Here is a 17,003-nt window from a genome sequence, read left to right as displayed (position 1 = left end):
TCTCTGCAAGCTCTCGCGCCGCGAGAGAAGCGTCAAGTTACCGATCGTTTAACCAACGGGGAATCCCCTGAAAAATCCTATTCGTCCGCATCCTCGGGCGCCGGGTGCTTCGGCGCGGCGGGTTTCCCCGCGGCGGGCGCCGCTCCCGACTTCGGCTTCGCCGGGGTCGTCTTGGCGGGCTGTTCGACGGATTTCGAGTTCTCCTTTTCCGGAGCCTTCTCTTTTTCCTTTTCGCCCTCGTGCGCGGGCGCGCCCTTACCCGCGGGCTTCGCCTCCGCCGCGGCGGGTTTGGGCGGGCCGGAAACGCGCGTCCAGGTCTCGCTCTGGCACAGGAAGGCCACGAGGCATCCCGTCAGGGTCAGCTTGGTCGGCGAGTCATAGGTGATCTTGCCGGTGTAGGTCTTGCCGTCCTCCGGGTTGAACAGATCGCCCTTCCAGCTGTTCGGCCCCGTCTTGGCGGCGCTGCGCAGGATCTGCGGCGCGGGCGAACCGTCGAGCATCGGCAGGATGCCCTTGGCGCAGAGCTTTCCCGAGCAGTCGTAGAATTCGAGCTTGTCGGTCGGATGGCCGTCGCGCACCCAGACGCCAAAGATCGAGTCGGCGGCATGGGCGGCGATCGGAGCCCACAGGGCCGTCGCGGCGAGGATGTGCAGAAAATTCTTTCCCATTCTCATGAAGCCGGACCCCTGAATCATAATTTGCGCGGAAGCGTTTCGGCCATAGCGAAAGGCCGAAAGGCGATGGTCGTCAAGTCGCATCTGAGGCTTTCCTGGCCGGAACGCGCGGCGGCCCGAGGAAGGCCGGCACGATGATGAAGGCCGCGAGCAACGTAAAGAACAGGGAAATCACGAGAAATTCACCCATGCTCGCGGTTCCCGGATGGCTGGACATGAACAGGCTGCCGAAAGCCGTCCCGGTCGTCAGCGAGCTGAAGAAGATCGCGCGCGTCAGGCTCGAGGCCAGCATGTCCACCATGCCCGCCCGCCAGGCGATGACATAGTAGATGTGGAAGGCGACGCCGACGCCGAACATCAGCGGCAAGGCGATGATATTGGCGAAATTCAGCGATACGCCCAGCGCCTCCGCCGCCTGCAGGCTCATGATTCCGGCGAGCACCAGCGGTCCGAGCGTCAGGGCGACGTCGATCGGATTGCGCAGGGCCACCGCCAGAATAATGAAGATTGAGACAAGCGCATAAAAGCCCGCCTGCAGGAAAGCCTTCGTCACCGTCCTGCTCGCCTCCGAGACGATGATCGGGGGTCCACTCGCGTCGGGCGCCACCGCCATCACGGCGTCGGCGAATTTCGTCATGACGATGCGGTCGTTGCTGTCGCCCTTCGGCGTGACTTCGAGCCGCACCAGGCCCGTGTTGGAAATCCAGTCGCCACGCAGATCCTGCGGCAGCGATTCCGGCGTGACGCGCTCGGCGCCGAGAGCCTGCCGGATTTCGCCCAGCATTTTCTCGAAACCGTCGAAGATCGCCGCCCGCGCCCTTGCGCGGATCTCGGGGCTCGCCTTGGCGAGCGCGTCGAGATTGTCGGCGAAGCGCGCGACCGCGGGCGCCGGCTTCTTGAGGCTCTTTACTGCGCCGCGAAGCGCTTTGGTGGCGGCCGTCAGCGCCTTTACGGTTTCGGCCTCCGTGGGCGCGGGCTTCTTCCTGGGTTCAAGCGCGCCCCGCAGCTCCGAGCGCGCGCGCTCGATCAGCGCGAGCTTCTCGTCCTGGTCTTTGGGAATGAGCGAGTCGATCGAGTCGATGTGGTCCACTTCCGGCAGGGCGAGAAGCTTCTTCTCGAGTTCGCGCGCGGCCTCCAGCGAGGGGGCGAGCACCTCGATCTTGTTGGGCGCGGTCCTCGGGTCTTTCGACAGGTCGAGGAAGGTCGCGACCGATTCGACCTGCTGATTGCGCAGATTCATCGGATTGGAATCGAAATGCAGGCGCAACAGGAAGGGCGTTCCGGCGAGGACGGCCAGCGCCGTGAGGATCAGCACGAGCTTGCGGTGCCCCTCGATCCAGTGGTCCACCGCCGCGAGCGAGGCAGTGGCGATCGGCACATGTTCCGGGCGCGGGCGCATCAGCTTGATGGCCGCCGGCAGGAAGGTGAGCGTCGCGAGATAGGCGACGATCATTCCGATGCCGGCGATGAGGCCGAGCTCGGACACGCCGAGGAAAGGCGTCGGCAGGAAGCAGAAGAAACCCGCGAGCAGCGAGACGGCGGCGAGCGTGAGGGAGCCGCCGATGCCGCGCGTCGCGGCCATGATCGCGCGCTCGAGGTCGTTGTCGGTGTGACGCTCCTCGCGATAGCGGGTCGCGAACTGGATGCCGAAATCGACGCCGAGACCGATGAAAAGGGCCGCAAAGGCGACCGAAATCATGTTGAAGCGGCCGATGAGAAGGATGCCGAGGCCGGAGGTGATGGCGAGACCGGCGAGGAGCGTGATGAGCACCGCGAGGATGAGCTTGGGCGAGCGCAACGCGGCGAAAAGGATGAGCGTCACGACGACCAGGGTCGCCGTGGTGTTGAGCGCCATGTTCTCGGAGATCGTGGCGAATTCCTCATCGGCGAGCGGCACCTGTCCGGTGAGGCGGAGTGTGACGCCCTTATCCTTCGTGATTCCGACGTCGGCGGCTGTCGAGCGAACCAGCTCGATGGCGTCGGCGCCGGGCTGCAGGGCCGAATAGTCGATCACCGGCTTGATGAGCACCATGCGGCGCTTTTCGAGCGCGGGCGTCGTCGGCCCGGCGCTCCCGCCGCCGGAAAGCAGCTTGCCCCAGTCGACCTCTGTGCTGCGGCCGGCGAGCGTCTCCTCGAAGACGCGCGAGAACTCGTCGAGGCCGGCGAGGTAGCGGGTGAAAATGCGCTCGCTGACGGAGGCGGATTTCAGATTGCCCAGCAGGACGTTGGAGAGGCCCCTCAGGCTCGGGTCCTCCGCCAGCGGCGTCAGCACGTCGCGCTGGCCCATCATCATGCCGACGGTCTTCTCGACCTCCGCCGTGGGCAGGTAGAGCAGGCCGTTCTTGCGGAAGAATTCGTGATCGTCGGGCCGCCAGGACCGGGAGATGAGCGGGCGATTCTGAAGCGCGTCGTTCAGGCGGCGGGCGGCGTCGTCCGCCTCCTCGCCTGTCGGCGCGTCGATCACTGCGACGATGATATCCTCCAGCGCCGGAAAAGCGCGATACATCGCCGCCTCGTTTTTCCGCCAGGGGATGTCGGCGGAGAAAAGATGAGCCGTGTCCGTGTCGATCTGGAAGCGGTCGACGGTGAGAAAAACGCCCCCGCCGGTCAGCGCGAGTGTGAGAAAAACGACGGTCCAGGGCCAGCGGAGACAGAAGGCGACCAGTTTTTCCAGCATTCCGTTTCCCCGAACCCTCGCGTTAAGACATTCTGCGGATCAGAAGGACCGCCTTTGAAGTTCGGCTCTTCTATACAAGCGCGCCGCGCCGCGACCAAGACGGCGTTGCCGACGGGCGTCCATGCGACAATTTGACGCTGGGCCGGGTTACAGATAACTGAGCCACCACCAGTCGGCGCGACGGCGCTTGAGTTCCGCGAACCAGCGGCACAGCGGGAAAAGCGCGAGCACCACGGCGATCCACGCGACATAGGCGCCCGCCAACCCCGCGCCGAATTCCGGCGGCGGCGCGCCGGACTTCGCGAATTCGCCGATTTGCGCAAGCGAATAGCCGCGCCCGAGCGCGAGCGCCAGCGCCGCGGCGACTCCGAGGTAAAGGTGCAGGACGTAAAAGAAGAGGGGCGTTCGGCCGAAGATGACCAGCGCCTTTCCGGCCGCGCCTCTCACCTTCTCCAGCAGGGGCAGGACCAGCATGGCGCCGCCGAGGGTGACGAGCAGATAGAGCAGAGAGGGCGGATATTTCGTCACGTTCAGAAACGAAAGCGCGGAAAAGACCGCGTCGCGCTGCGTGGCCCAGCCTTTCGGGTCGCCGTAAAAATTGCCGCTGCGCAGCGCGAGGAACAGCGCCAGCGCCGCAAGCCCGCCGATCCGCAGGATGCGATCGCGCTCGCCGGCCGCGCGCTGGAAGAGCGGCCCGATTCCATAGCCGAAGGCGACGACGCCGATCCAGGGCAGCGCCGGATAGATCACCCCGCCGGGAATGGCGAGCGGAAGGGGCCCCGGCTCATGCAGCAGTCGCCACCATGGACCCCAGGCGCCGAGATCGGCGGCGTGGATTCCATCGAGCAGATTGTGTCCGAGAATGATCGCAGCGCCGATGGCGAGCACGGCGCGCGCCGGCAGCCGGGACAGCGCCGAAAGCGCCAGCAGGCCGCAGCCTATGGCGTAAAGCGTGCCGAATTCGATCTTTCCCGAGCCCATGCTCCAGATCGGGCTGATGAGGACGGCGTCCAGAAAGATCAGCCAAAGGCCGCGCGAGGCCAGAAACAGCGAGAGCTTGCGAGGGTTTTGCTGGCGCGCGCCATAGAGGAACGCGCCGACGCCCGCGAGCAGGGCGAAGGTCGGCGCGCAGAAATGGGTGATGAAGCGGGTGAAGAACAGAAACGGATATGTGTGCGCCAAATCAGTCGGGCTGAAGCGGATGGCGTCCGCGTCGAAGAAGTCCCGCATATGGTCCAGCGCCATGATCACCATGACGAGGCCGCGCAGCCTGTCGACCTCCGGCAGGCGGCGCTCCTCGACGCGCTCCTCGCCGGCGCCCGCGGTCATCCCAGCGTCGCCAGGCCGGGGAACATCTCCAGCAACCAGAAGGACATCTCCTGCACGCCGCCGGTGAGGAAGGCGACGCCCGTGAAGATCAGCAGCACGCCGACGACCTTCTCGACCTTGCCGAAATGCTTGCGGAAGCGGGCGACGAAAGCGAGGAAGCGTCCCAGCGCGAATCCCGCGACGATGAAGGGCAGCCCCAGGCCGAGCGAATAGGTTGCGAGCAGCAAGGCCCCTCGCGCCACGGTCTCCTGCGCGCCCGCGACGGCGAGGATCGCTGCGAGGATGGGCCCGATGCAGGGCGTCCAGCCAAAGGCGAAGGCGAGCCCCATCACATAGGAGCCGAAAAGCCCCATGGGCTTGGTGATTTCGGCGCGCTTCTCGCGATAGAGAAGCCCGACCTTGAGTATGCCGAGGAAGTGCAGGCCCATCAATATTATGACGCCGCCGGCGACCCAGGACAGGATTTGCAGATTGGCGCGGATCACCGCGCCGAAGGCGCTCGCCGTCGCGCCGAGAGCCACGAAGACCGTGGAAAAGCCGAGGACGAACAGAAACGCGGAAAGGAGCACGTCGCGCCGCGCCGCCGAGCGTGTCTCGATTTCGAGATCCTCCATGCTGACGCCGGCCAGATAGGTCAGATAGGGCGGCACCAGCGGCAGCACGCAGGGGGAGAGAAAAGACAGCAAGCCCGCAGCCGCAGCCGCAGGAAATGTGACGTCCGCCGCCATGATGGTCCTCGTGTGCTTCCGCACGTTTCTGCCACAGGCGGGGCCCGGGCGCAAAGGCTGCAGTCCTTACTGTCGGTTAACGCGCGGGCCTTGTCGACAATTAAGACTGCGTGAGGAGTTTGTATGCAATCTCCATTGCTGAAAATCAGCAACGGACTCTCTTCATCATGTCTTTGCAGTCGGATTTCGGGCCAGGCGCTGCGCGGGAGCGTATCCACAATTCTGTCGAGGTCGATCTCGAGGGCCGGTTCATGCTCGCGTCGGGGGCGGAACACCCCTGCCGGATCGTCGCAATGTCCACGGGCGAGATGCTGTTTTCCACACCCGTTCGGCCGCGGCTCGGCGAAAAGGTCATCGTCTATATCGCGGAGCTCGGCCGCTTCGAGGGCGGCGTCTCGCGCCACGAGGGCGAGGGCTTCGCCATCGGCCTGAAGCTGACCGAGATGAAGCACCGGAAACTGGCCGAGCAACTCGTGTGGTTCGCCAACCGCGACGTGCTGGATCTGCCCGAAAACCGCCGCCACAAACGCATCGTGCCGATGCTGCAATGGACGATCGTGCGCCTGTCGAACGGCAAGGAGAAGACCGCCAAGATCAACGACATTTCGCTCTCCGGCGTCAGCGTCGAGGTGAACGCACGCCCGCTCGTGGGGGGCCGCGTCATGGTCGGATCGAAGGCCGCGAAGGTCGTTCGCCTCGTCGACGGCGGTTTCGTCGCGGAGTTCGAGGTGCCTTTCGCGGAGGGCGAGCTCGACGAGAGGGTGAGGCTGTAAGAGCTGCTCTGGTCGCGATCGTCATGTCTTACAACTGTGGCGCGAAAGCCACTCGCGATCATTAATACATTTCTTTTCGGCCAGTCCCGTTGCGTCCCCGAGCCCCGCTGCTGTAGCTGTTTACCATCGGCTCGCGCGGCCGGCGTTTTCTTGCGTTTCGCAATCCATTTCGTCGCATCAGCTTCGGGGCGCCTCATGCGTAGAACAGCAATTTCCATTACGGCGCTTTGCGCCCTTGCCGCTCCCTCCTTTGCCGAGCAGAAGATCGGCAGCGCCTCGACAATCGAGAAGGACGTTCATGGAGCGACCACCGACCGCAGCATGAAGCTGAGGGCCGGGGACGAAGTCTATTTCGAGGAAGTGCTGACGACCGGCGCGGCAAGCCGCGGCAAATTCAACTTCGACGACCGCACCAATCTGCAGATGGGGCCGTCCTCGAAGGTCAGACTCGACAGCTTCGTTTATGCGGGCAATAACGGCGTCGCCTTCAGCGCCGCGAAGGGCGCCTTCCGCTTCGTCAGCTCGCCGGCCCACAAGAATTATGAAGTGCGCACGCCCACTGCGACGATCGGCGTGCGCGGCACCGCCTTCGGCGTGCGCGCGAGGCAGGGCAGCACGGACGCCGTGCTTTACGGCGGCGTGATCGAGGTCTGTCAGGCCTCGGGGGCCAATTGCCGTATCCTCGACAAGCCCTGCACGACCGTCACGGTCACCGACGCGGGCGTTTCGGCGCCGAGAACGGTCGGCAAAAAGGACTGGAGTTTCGACAAGACCTGCAAGGGCGCGCCCCCGCCCGGTCCGGGCGGAAACGACGTTCCGCCGCCCCCGCCCGGCGATGTCCCGCCGGGGGGCTCTTCCCCCTTCGACCTCGGCTCCGTCCCGGTCAACTGGGGCGGCCTCTCCATTGGCTTCAACGTCGGCACGGCGATCGGCAACGCCGAATTCGCCGATCCGGTCCCGATGAACGGCGTGGGCTTTCTCGGCGGCCTGAAACTCGGATACAACTGGCAAGTCCTGCCGAACATCGTCGCGGGCTTCGAGACGGACGCCGAATATCGCAGTGAAATCGGTGGCTCGACCAACGGCCACGGCACGGTGTCCAGCACGCGCGGCGGCTATCTGGGCACCTTCCGCGGCCGGCTCGGCTATGCATTCAACCGCTGGCTCGTCTATGGAACGGGCGGTCTGGCCTATGGTCACATCATCGCGCCCAGGACTTTCTCGGGCGCCAATCTGCTCGGCCCGGCCTACGCTTTTGGAACCAGCCAGAACAATCCGTTCCTGGCGGGATGGACGGTCGGCGGCGGCGTGCAATTCGCGCTCACCAGCAATATTTCGGTGAAGGCCGAATATCTCTACGTGAAACTGCAGCACGACTATCCGACCTATGCGACCAATGTCGCGCTCTATCCGGTCCCGATCTGCAACATGAGCGGATTGCACAGCATTCGCGCCGGCGTCAGCTACGGCTTCTCGCTGACGGATCTCTTCTCGGGAGCGCCGGGGCGATAGGCTCAGCAGCGGCCCGGCGTTCCAGTCGCCGACTGGAGTCGGGCCGTCGCGTCGCCGCGAGGGAGCCGCCCTCGAAGCCGCAGCCGTCCGGAAAGCGCGCGCCCCCGTTCGATCAGTCTCCTTTCAATTGTCTCGAACAAGGCGATGCAGAAGAAGACCGTGCACGACAGCAGGCCGAGCTGCGCATAAACGCCGAGGCCGTTGAAGACCGGGCCGTTGCACAATTGCTGCCAGAGATAGATCGAATAGCTCGCCCGACCGAGATAGGCGAGGACGCCGCTGGACAGCGCGTCGTGTAATGGAGTCTTCGCGACGCCCGAAAGCAGAACCATCGTCGGAATCGCGGCGACATACAGGAATCTGTAACAGTCGATCAATTCTGCGCGGGCGCGTTCATCATCGCCGAATGAAGCGATGACGCTTCTGGGCAGAAAGACGATGAGCGCCGAGACGATCAGCGCAGCGTTCCCGTATGTTCTCACGCCGACGATGAAGCGCTCGCCATGTTTCGCCGCCGCGTAACCGGCGAAGAACAGCCCGTAGGCGATGAAAAATCCCGTTTTGCCGATCCACCAGATCGTGAAGACGAAGGGAATGGACGCGACCAGCGTCGCGCTCGCGGCGACGATGATCTTCGGCGCCCTTCGCAGTTCGACAAAGGATAGAACGAGGGGAAACAGCAGGTAAAACTGCTCCTCGAAGGCGAGGCTCCATGTATGGCCGACATACCAGTTGCAGGACACGAAAGGAGCCGTCGAATTGCACAGATAGAAAGCCGAACTGAAAAAATTATCGAGAGAGAAGTCGATGACGCCGCCTGCGCCCAGCGACAGGCAGACAAAGAGATAGAGCATCAGGGGCGGAACGATCCTGAACAGGCGGCGGGCGTAGAAGGCTGGCGCGCAAAAATCTCCGGAGGTCTCGATTTCCTTCAGGCATATCAGGCTGACGACATATCCGCTGATGAAAAAGAAAATGAAAACGCCGGTTTCGCCATATTCGGAGACGACGCCGATCGGGCTCTTGGCATAGATGGCGCCGATCTCCCTGTTCATGCCGAGGTGGTCGCAGAAGACGAGCAGCATCGCGAGCGCCCGCCATCCGTCGATATAGGCAATTCTGTTCTGCGCCCGCATGAAATGACCCACCCGTGCGCCCGAGCGCTTCCCGACAAGTTTCAGGAAGCTGTAGCGGAGGGAGGTTTCGCCGTCCTTGCGAGGCGATGAGGCGCTCGCTTCACATCTTGTCGCGCGTTCAAACGGAAAACCGCATACATTTTTCCTGAACGCGCTTTAAGGCGCGCCTGGACAGGGAGTTCCGGGGTCCTTCAGGTTAATCATGAAGCGGAAAGACTCTAGAACCTGTCTACGCGATAGGGGCGCGGGTCGATGAAGGGCGTCTCGCCGGTCATCATCTCGGCGAGCAAACGGCCTGTGACCGGGCCGAGCGTCAATCCGTGATGGGCGTGGCCGAAATCGAACCACAGTCCCTTGTGGCGCGGAGCGGGGCCCAGCGCCGGCAGCATGTCGGGCAGGCAGGGCCGCGCGCCGCGCCAGGGCGAGGGGTCGAGGCGCTCGCCGAGCGGAAACATCTTGCGTGCAATAGGCTCGCACACCTCGATCTGCACCGGCGTGGGCGGCGCGTCGCGGGGAGCGAACTCCGCGCCGCTGGTCAGCCTTATCCCGCGCGCCATCGGCGCGAGCAGATAGCCGACATCCACGTCGAGGACCGGATGGTTGAGTCTCGCGCCCTCGCGCGCAGCGTAATGCATATGATAGCCGCGCTTCCAGCCCAGCGGCAGATTGTAGCCGAGCGCATGGAAAATCTGGTCGGACCAGGGGCCGAGCGCGACGACGGCGTCGCGGGCGATCACGGGCCCTTCCTCGGTCTCGACGCTCCAGCGGCCGTCGCCGGTCTGCAGCAGGCTCAGCGCGTCTCCGGCGCGAAAGCGCCCGCCGCGCGCGGCGAAGAGATCGGCATAGGCTTTCGACAGGGCGCCGGGATCGACGACGGAGGCCGTGTCGAGAAAATGCGCCGCGCCCGCCACAGCGGCGAGGTCGGGCTCCCGCGCCGCGACGCCGGCCGTGTCCAGCACGTCGATGTGAAGGCCGTAGGCGCGCAGCTTTTCTACGTCAGCCATGCCCCTCGCGAGCGAGGCGTCGCTGCGAAAGAGCTTCATCCAGCCGGTTTTTCGCAGGAGGGCCCCGGCGCCTGCCTGTTGAATCAGCTTTTCATGCTCGGCAAGGCTGTTTTCGATCAGCGGGCGGCGCGCCTCGATGTTCCTGAGCACGCGCTCGGGCGAACTCTCGCGCCAATAGCGCATCAGCCACGGTCCGACGGAGGGCAGGGCCGAAACATGATAATGCGCCTCCGGAAGCAGGTTGAGCGCATATTTGACGAGCCGGGCGGGATCGCGCGGGAAAAGATAAGGGAAAATCGACGACCGCTCGATCAGCCCGGCGTTGCCGAAGCTCGTCTCGAGCCCGGCCCCGCCGCGCCGGTCGATGAGCACCGCGTCGCGTCCCCGCGCTTGCAGATGCAGCGCCGCCGACACGCCCACCATTCCGGCGCCGAGAATGACAACATCCGCCTTTTGCATGACGTCCCCGATATACCGCCCTTCCGGACATATGCGTCCGATGGGCTCATTCGCAACTTTCCGGGCCGCGGCGAATTTGCGCGGCTGATGGCCTCATGCAACGCCTGTGCTAGTTGTGCGTAGTGATGCAACCGCAGATATGAGCAGGCGCGAAATGCAGACAAAGAAATATTTTCTCATTTTCGCTTTCGTGACGGTTTCCGCCATCGCCTTGCTCTATGGGGTGTCGCCCCGCTGGTTCGCCGCCGCCTTTCTCGGCGTCGACGAACTCGATCCCGACCTTGCGCATATCCTTCGGGCCGTCATGGGCCTTTATCTGGCTCTCGGCTTTTTCTGGCTCTACGCGGCCTTCAATGACGCCTGCCGGAACACGGCCGTGCTGACGACGGCCGTTTTCTCGGGCGGCCTCGTGGCCGGGCGCATCGTGAGCCTGTTCGCGGACGGAACGCCGGCGACATTGCTTCTCGTCTACGCCGCCATGGAGATCACGCTCGTTCCACTCGCCATCTGGGTCTGGCGCCTGCCGGATTGACCGCGGCCCGCGAATTTGCGAACCGAGGTCTTATCGCCGCCGGCGCGAGAGCGCTCGCGGCGGCCTGCTTTCATGTTCGTATCCGTCGAGGCCCCATGATCCCCCGCTATTCCCGTCCGGAAATGACCGTCATCTGGGAGCCCCAGACCCGTTTCCGGATCTGGTTCGAGATCGAGGCCTACGCCTGCGACGCGCTCGCGGAGCTCGGCGTCATCCCCAGGGAAAGCGCGAAAAACATCTGGGACAAGGCGGATTTCGTCGAGTTCGACGTCGCCCGCATCGACGAGATCGAGCGCGTGACGAAGCATGACGTCATCGCCTTCCTGACCCATCTCGCGGAATTCATCGGGCCGGATTCGCGCTTCGTGCATCAGGGCATGACGTCTTCCGACGTGCTCGACACCTGCCTCGCCGTCCAGCTCTCGCGCGCGGCGGACCTGCTCATCGCCGACGTGGACGCGCTGCTGGCCGCGATCAGGAGGCGCGCCCTCGAGCATAAATTCACGCCGACCATCGGCCGCTCGCATGGCATTCACGCCGAGCCGGTCACCTTCGGGCTGAAAATGGCGCAGGCCTACGCCGAGTTCATCCGCAACCGCGAGCGCCTCGTCCACGCCCGCAAGGAGATCGCGACCTGCGCCATTTCCGGCGCAGTGGGCACTTTCGCCAATATCGATCCGCGTGTCGAGGAATATGTCGCCCACAAGATGGGGCTCGTTCCCGAGCCCGTTTCGACGCAGGTGATCCCCCGCGACCGTCACGCCGCCTTCTTCGCCACGCTCGGCGTTGTCGCCTCGTCCATCGAGCGGCTCGCGATTGAAATCCGTCATCTGCAGCGCACGGAAGTGCTGGAGGCCGAGGAATATTTCTCGGCCGGCCAAAAGGGCTCTTCCGCCATGCCGCACAAGCGCAATCCCGTGCTCACGGAAAACCTCACCGGCCTTGCGCGCCTCGTGCGCGGCATGGCCATTCCGGCCATGGAGAATGTGGCGCTCTGGCACGAGCGCGACATTTCCCACTCCTCCGTCGAGCGCATGATCGGCCCCGACGCGACGGTGACACTCGACTTCGCGCTCGTGCGGCTCACCAACGTCATCGACAATCTGCTCGTCTATCCCGAGAACATGCAGAAGAATCTCGACAGGCTCGGCGGGCTCGTCCATTCGCAGCGCGTGCTTCTGGCGCTGACGCAAAAGGGCGTCTCGCGCGAGGACGCCTATGCGATGGTGCAGCGAAACGCCATGCCGGTGTGGCGCGGCGAGGGCGAGTTCCGCACGCTGCTGGGGCAGGACAAGGACGTGAGCGCGAAGCTCACGCCCGTCGAACTCGACGAACTGTTCGACCTCTCGTACCACTTCAAGCATGTGGATACGATTTTCCGGCGGGTGTTCGGCGAAGCATAGGCTGCGCGTCGATCTCCCAATAGCCGAGCCGCACCTCCCGCGCGAAGGCGATGAGGGCGGCCGTGAAGGGCGCCATCGCCAGAGCGAAAAGGAGGCCCGCTCCATATTCGTGGGGAATATGGAAGAACGCGGCCGCAAAACTGACAATGACGAGAAGGCTGGTGACGATGCAACTCGCCACGCCCCAATAGATGGCGCGGTGCATAAGGTCGGCGCGCCGCCTCAAGACCCGCAGCTCGCTCTCGCGATCTCCTGCCTCCTGATCGCCCATCGACCGCGAACGGTCGATGATGCGATCGAGCCGCGAGACCAGCGCCGCCAGGAGCTGCGCCTCCGCCGCAAGCAGAAAGGCGGGGCCGGTAACTTCCGAAATCACATTAGAAAGCTGTTCGATCGAGGGCGTGTTGATCAGCATCGCGCGTCTCGCAACAAGGTGAAGCCTTCGCCCATATTACATTGAATATGTAATTCAGCGCATCCGTCGCGGCATTCGATCAACTGGTCCGATGGCGCGCCCGGCGCATGTCTCTTCCAATGACGGGCGCAAAGCCTTAAACAGCGCTCCATGATCTGGCTCGTGTTCGCCCTTCTCACCGGCGCCGCCGTAATGGCCGTGCTCGCGCCGCTCGCCATGCGCGGCGAAGTCATGGACGCCAGCGCCTCAGACATCGCCTTCTTCGAGGAGCAGATCGCCGAAATCGAGCGAGAGGCCGCCGAGGGGCGGTTGGACCCCGCCGAGGCCGAGGCTGCGAAGACTGAGGCCGCCCGCCGCCTGCTGCGCGCCGAGGCGGCGCCCAGGGCGAGGGCCGCGCGCTCGCGCAAGGCGGCGCTGGCTGCGGCGCTTCTCGCAATCGTCGCAATTCCCGCGCTGGCGCTCACGCTTTACTGGCGACTCGGCAATGTCGGCATGCCCGACATGCCGCTGACCGCGCGGCTCGACTCCGCGCCGGATCACAACGATCTCGCCGGCGCCGTCGCCCGCATCGAGCAGCATTTGCGCGAGCATCCCGAGGATGGCCGCGGCTTCGAGGTCGTTGCGCCCTATTACCTGCGCACGGGCCGCGGCGACGACGCGATCAACGCTTATTCGCAGGCGCTGAAGCTTCTGGGGCCCACGGCGGCCCGTCACGCCGCGCTCGGCGAAGCCCGCATGATCGTCGCCCAGGGAACGGTGACGCCAGAGGCAAAGAAGGATTTCGAGGCGGCGCTCGCGCTCGAAGCCGACAATGTGGTCGCGCGCTATTACCTCGGCGTCGCCGCCGCGCAGGCTGGCGACAAGGACAAGGCGATCGGGATTTTCGAGAAAATGGCGGCCGAGGCCCCGGAGGACGCCGCCTATCTCAAGGCGGTCAGGGGCCAGCTCGCCATGCTGCGCGGCGAGGCCGAACCCGCCCCGCCGCCCGCGGCCGCGCAGGGGCCGGCGAGCGAGCAGGGCAAGGCCATCGCCGCCATGCCGGCGCAGGAGCGTCAGGCGGCGATCCGCACCATGGTGGACCGTCTCGCGTCGCGCCTCGAGGCCAAGGGCGACGATGTCGAGGGCTGGCTGAAGCTCATCCGCGCCTACAGCGTGCTCGCGGAAACCGAGAAGGCGAAAAAGGCTCTGGCCGACGCCCGCAAGGCGCTGGCGGAAAAGCAGGATGACGTCGCCCGCATCGAGGCGCTGGCGAAAGAGCTGAACATCGGCGGATAGCCGCGTAACCGCCCGGCGCGATGGTCGCAGCCCGCGCGCCGATCCGGATTTTCTGGCAGCCGTGGCGCCAGAGCCGCCGGGACCGGCGCCGGACGCGGCACTTCCAAAGGCCGCGCCGAACCTCTACATCCGTGGTCTCCGGCGGGCGTCGGCCGCGCCGTTCGAAAAGAGAGCACAATGACGCGCAAGGGTAAGCGACTGACCTTGATCATCGGGGCGCTGGCGGTTCTCGGCCTCGCGGCCGGACTGATGCTGTTCGCGCTGCGCGACAATATCGTCTTTTTCTACACGCCCTCTGAACTCGCCCAGAAACAGGTCGCGCCGGGCGCGCGGCTGCGCATCGGCGGTCTCGTGAAGGAGGGCAGCGTCGTGAAGAGCGGCAAGGATGTGACCTTCACCGTCACCGACCGGACGAAGGACCTCGACGTCGCCTATACGGGTCTGCTGCCCGATCTCTTCCGCGAGGGGCAGGGCGTCGTCGTCGACGGGCTTCTGAAGCCGGACGGAAAGTTCAAGGCGGACAGCGTGCTGGCCAAGCACGATGAACGCTACATGCCGCGCGACGTCGCCGACGCGCTCAAGAAGCAGGGCGTGTGGCAGGGCGAAAAGAAGTGAGTCCCGAATGATCGTCGAAACCGGACATTACGCGCTCGTCCTCGCGCTCGCGCTCGCTCTCGCGCAATTCGTCATTCCTTTCGCCGGCGCCCGCCTCAACGACGCGGCGCTGATGCGCGTCGCGCGCCCGACCGCCATCGCGCAGTTTCTTCTGATCGCGCTGGCCTATGGCGCGCTCACCTATGCGCATGTCGTCTCCGACTTCTCGCTCGTGAACGTCATCGAGAATTCGCATTCGCTGAAGCCCTTCATCTATAAAATCTCCGGCGTCTGGGGAAATCACGAAGGCTCCATGCTGCTCTGGGTGCTGGTGCTGTCGCTCTGCGGCGCGCTCATCGCGCTCTTTTCCTCGGCCATTCCCGACAAGCTGCGCGCCGACGCGCTTTCCGTGCAGGGGCTGCTCGGCGCCGCCTTCCTTCTCTTCATCCTGCTGACGTCCAATCCCTTCGCGCGCGTCGCGCAGGCGCCGTGGGAAGGCCGCGACCTCAATCCGATCCTTCAGGACCCCGGCCTCGCGATTCATCCTCCGCTGCTCTACCTTGGCTATGTCGGATTCTCGGTGGTCTTCTCCTTCGCGGCGGCGGCGCTCATCGGCGGGCGCATAGACGCCGCCTGGGCGCGGGTCGCCCGGCCATGGACGCTATTCGCATGGATCGCCCTGACGCTCGGCATCGCGATGGGCTCCTATTGGGCCTATTACACGCTCGGCTGGGGCGGTTTCTGGTTCTGGGACCCGGTCGAGAACGCCTCGCTCATGCCCTGGATCGCGGGCACGGCCCTGCTGCACAGCGCGGCGGTGATGGAGAAGCGCGAGGCGCTCAAGGTCTGGACGATCTTCCTGTCGATCCTCGCCTTTTCGCTGTCGCTCCTCGGCACCTTCCTCGTGCGTTCGGGCGTGCTCACCTCCGTGCACGCCTTCGCGAGCGATCCCGAGCGCGGCGTATTCATCCTCGCCATCCTCGTCTTTTTCATCGGCGGCGCGCTGGCGCTCTTCGCGATCCGCGCCGGCTCCCTGCCGGTGGGCGGGCTGTTCTCGCCCATTTCGCGCGAGGGCGCTCTGGTCGTGAACAACCTTCTGCTCTCGGCGAGCTGCGCGACGGTGGTCATCGGCACGCTCTATCCGCTGGCGCTGGAGGCGCTGACGGGGGAGAAGATTTCGGTCGGCGCGCCCTTCTTCAATACGGTGCTGATCCCCATCGCCCTGCCGCTCGCGCTGCTGATGCCGATCGGCCAGATGCTGGCTTGGAAGCGCGGCGACCTCGGCGCCGCCATGCAGCGCCTGCGCGTCGCCTTCGCGGTCGGCGTCGTTGGCGCGGCGGCCTTCGGCGCCTGGTACGGCACGCCGTTTCTTTCCATCGTCACCGCCGGCATTGCGATCTATCTCATCGTTGGCGGCGTGACAGACATCGCCCAGCGCGTGACCTACCGCGCGGCCTCGTCGCGTTCGGTCTTCTCGCGCCTCCTCGGCCTGCCGCTGTCCGCATGGGGCACGTCGATCTCGCACGCCGGCATGGGGCTGACGCTGCTCGGCCTCGCTGCGACGGGTTGGGGCGTCGAGAACATCCTCGCGATGAAACCCGGCGATTACTACGACGTCGGGCCCTACAAGCTGGGAATCGAGGAAGTCTCGCCGCGGCAGGGGCCGAACTATTCGGAAATTTACGCCGTGATGGCGGTGCGAAAGGGCGGCGAAACGATCGCGACGATCGAACCCGCCAAGCGCTTCTATCAGGCGCGCAAGATGCAGCGTTCCGAAGCCGGCATCGTCACGCTCGGTCTGGGGCAGGTCTATGCGGCCATCGGCGAGTCGCATGGCGACGGCACGATCGACGCGCGTCTCTACTGGAAGCCGCTCGTGACGCTGATCTGGATCGGCGCGCTCGTCATGGCTTTCGGCGGCGTCTGCTCGCTGGCCGACCGGCGCCTGCGCATCGGCGTCGCGAGACGCGCGGCGGCGGGCGCCCTGCCGGAGGCTGCGGAATGAAGTGTCGTTACATTATCGCGGCCGCGCTCGTCATCGCGCCGCTCGCCGCCCACGCCGTCACGCCGGGCGAAATGCTCTCCGACCCCGCGCTCGAGGCCCGTGCCCGCGTCATCACCGGCGAGTTGCGCTGCCTCGTCTGCCAGAACCAGTCGATCGACGATTCCGACGCCTCGCTTGCGAAAGACCTGCGGGTTCTCGTGCGCGAGAAGCTCAAGGAAGGCATGAGCGACGCCGAGGTGAAGGAATATGTGCACGCCCGCTACGGCGACTTCGTCCTGCTGCGTCCACCGTTGAAGATGGGGACAATCCTGCTGTGGACGGCGCCGCTTATCGCGCTGCTGGCCGGGGCGGCCGCCGTCTGGACCGCCGCCCGACGCAACCGTCGCGCCACCCTTGCGCCCGCCGCCCTGACGGCGCAGGAGCGCGAGCGGCTGAAGGCGCTGGGCGTCGACCCGAAAGAGTGAGCCCCGCAACCCCTATCCAAGGC

At 65.2% G+C, this 17,003-nt stretch carries 15 protein-coding genes; 8 read left to right on the top strand and 7 right to left on the bottom strand.

The annotated features are described in order from the left end of the window. Nucleotides 1-77: 77 nt before the first annotated feature. From MET49242_RS13760 to MET49242_RS13745, 4 genes are all read right to left on the bottom strand, one after another. Complete coding sequence (locus MET49242_RS13760) at nucleotides 78-758, bottom strand: DUF2147 domain-containing protein (protein ID WP_244430818.1); 681 nt, start codon at nucleotides 756-758, stop codon at nucleotides 78-80. Continuing rightward, a complete protein-coding gene (locus tag MET49242_RS13755; RefSeq protein WP_036283626.1) occupies nucleotides 748-3,351 on the bottom strand; it encodes an MMPL family transporter in 2,604 nt (867 codons plus the stop codon). Before MET49242_RS13755 ends, MET49242_RS13760 begins: the two co-directional genes overlap by 11 nt. Before the next feature lie 147 nt (nucleotides 3,352-3,498). Next, a complete protein-coding gene (locus MET49242_RS13750) occupies nucleotides 3,499-4,680 on the bottom strand; it encodes a DUF1624 domain-containing protein (RefSeq protein WP_084679095.1) in 1,182 nt (393 codons plus the stop codon). Beyond that, complete coding sequence (locus tag MET49242_RS13745) at nucleotides 4,677-5,408, bottom strand: cytochrome c biogenesis CcdA family protein (protein ID WP_036283623.1); 732 nt, start codon at nucleotides 5,406-5,408, stop codon at nucleotides 4,677-4,679. Before MET49242_RS13745 ends, MET49242_RS13750 begins: the two co-directional genes overlap by 4 nt. Before the next feature lie 167 nt (nucleotides 5,409-5,575). On the opposite strand from MET49242_RS13745, the gene MET49242_RS13740 reads away from it, so the two are divergent. Further along, nucleotides 5,576-6,181: a PilZ domain-containing protein gene (locus MET49242_RS13740; RefSeq protein WP_051134202.1), complete on the top strand. Its 606-nt coding sequence runs from the start codon at nucleotides 5,576-5,578 to the stop codon at nucleotides 6,179-6,181. 195 nt (nucleotides 6,182-6,376) lie between these two features. After that, the gene (locus MET49242_RS13735) at nucleotides 6,377-7,693 is read left to right on the top strand and encodes a FecR domain-containing protein (RefSeq protein ID WP_036283620.1); all 1,317 of its coding nucleotides are present in this window, start codon (nucleotides 6,377-6,379) and stop codon (nucleotides 7,691-7,693) included. A 2-nt stretch (nucleotides 7,694-7,695) separates the two neighbouring features. Here MET49242_RS13735 and MET49242_RS13730 read toward each other — a convergent pair whose 3' ends face one another. Continuing rightward, on the bottom strand, nucleotides 7,696-8,841 hold the full coding sequence (locus MET49242_RS13730; protein ID WP_144259622.1) for an acyltransferase: 1,146 nt from the start codon (nucleotides 8,839-8,841) through the stop codon (nucleotides 7,696-7,698). 206 nt (nucleotides 8,842-9,047) lie between these two features. Then, on the bottom strand, nucleotides 9,048-10,292 hold the full coding sequence (locus MET49242_RS13725; protein WP_036283617.1) for an FAD-binding oxidoreductase: 1,245 nt from the start codon (nucleotides 10,290-10,292) through the stop codon (nucleotides 9,048-9,050). 154 nt (nucleotides 10,293-10,446) lie between these two features. Between MET49242_RS13725 and MET49242_RS13720 the strand changes: the two genes are divergently transcribed. Together MET49242_RS13720 and purB are read left to right on the top strand one after the other, a co-directional pair. Next, the gene (locus tag MET49242_RS13720) at nucleotides 10,447-10,824 is read left to right on the top strand and encodes a DUF4345 domain-containing protein (protein WP_036288117.1); all 378 of its coding nucleotides are present in this window, start codon (nucleotides 10,447-10,449) and stop codon (nucleotides 10,822-10,824) included. Nucleotides 10,825-10,919: 95 nt separating this feature from the next. Continuing rightward, nucleotides 10,920-12,227 (top strand): adenylosuccinate lyase, encoded by a 1,308-nt coding sequence (purB, locus tag MET49242_RS13715; RefSeq protein WP_036288114.1) that lies wholly within the window; start codon nucleotides 10,920-10,922, stop codon nucleotides 12,225-12,227. On the opposite strand, the gene MET49242_RS13710 is transcribed toward purB, so the two are convergent. Then, entirely contained in the window at nucleotides 12,181-12,642 is a 462-nt protein-coding gene (locus tag MET49242_RS13710; RefSeq protein WP_036283613.1) for a DUF2721 domain-containing protein, read from the bottom strand. The two genes, purB and MET49242_RS13710, sit on opposite strands and share 47 nt — an antisense overlap. Before the next feature lie 150 nt (nucleotides 12,643-12,792). On the opposite strand from MET49242_RS13710, the gene ccmI reads away from it, so the two are divergent. The 4 genes from ccmI (at nucleotide 12,793) to MET49242_RS13690 (ending at nucleotide 16,980) form a co-directional block, all read left to right on the top strand. Next, entirely contained in the window at nucleotides 12,793-13,917 is a 1,125-nt protein-coding gene (ccmI, locus tag MET49242_RS13705; protein WP_036283611.1) for a c-type cytochrome biogenesis protein CcmI, read from the top strand. 177 nt (nucleotides 13,918-14,094) lie between these two features. Beyond that, a complete protein-coding gene (gene ccmE, locus MET49242_RS13700; RefSeq protein WP_036283609.1) occupies nucleotides 14,095-14,532 on the top strand; it encodes a cytochrome c maturation protein CcmE in 438 nt (145 codons plus the stop codon). A 7-nt stretch (nucleotides 14,533-14,539) separates the two neighbouring features. Beyond that, nucleotides 14,540-16,516, top strand: a complete 1,977-nt coding sequence (locus MET49242_RS13695) for a heme lyase CcmF/NrfE family subunit (RefSeq protein WP_036283606.1) — start codon at nucleotides 14,540-14,542, stop codon at nucleotides 16,514-16,516. After that, complete coding sequence (locus MET49242_RS13690) at nucleotides 16,513-16,980, top strand: cytochrome c-type biogenesis protein (protein WP_036283604.1); 468 nt, start codon at nucleotides 16,513-16,515, stop codon at nucleotides 16,978-16,980. The genes MET49242_RS13695 and MET49242_RS13690 overlap by 4 nt, the downstream gene beginning before the upstream one ends. The last annotated feature ends 23 nt before the right edge of the window (nucleotides 16,981-17,003 follow it).

The sequence above is a fragment of the Methylocystis sp. ATCC 49242 genome (genome assembly GCF_000188155.2).
Taxonomy (GTDB): domain Bacteria; phylum Pseudomonadota; class Alphaproteobacteria; order Rhizobiales; family Beijerinckiaceae; genus Methylocystis.
The sequence above is the reverse complement of the archived record's forward strand: the minus strand, read 5'-3'. Positions and strand labels throughout refer to the sequence as shown.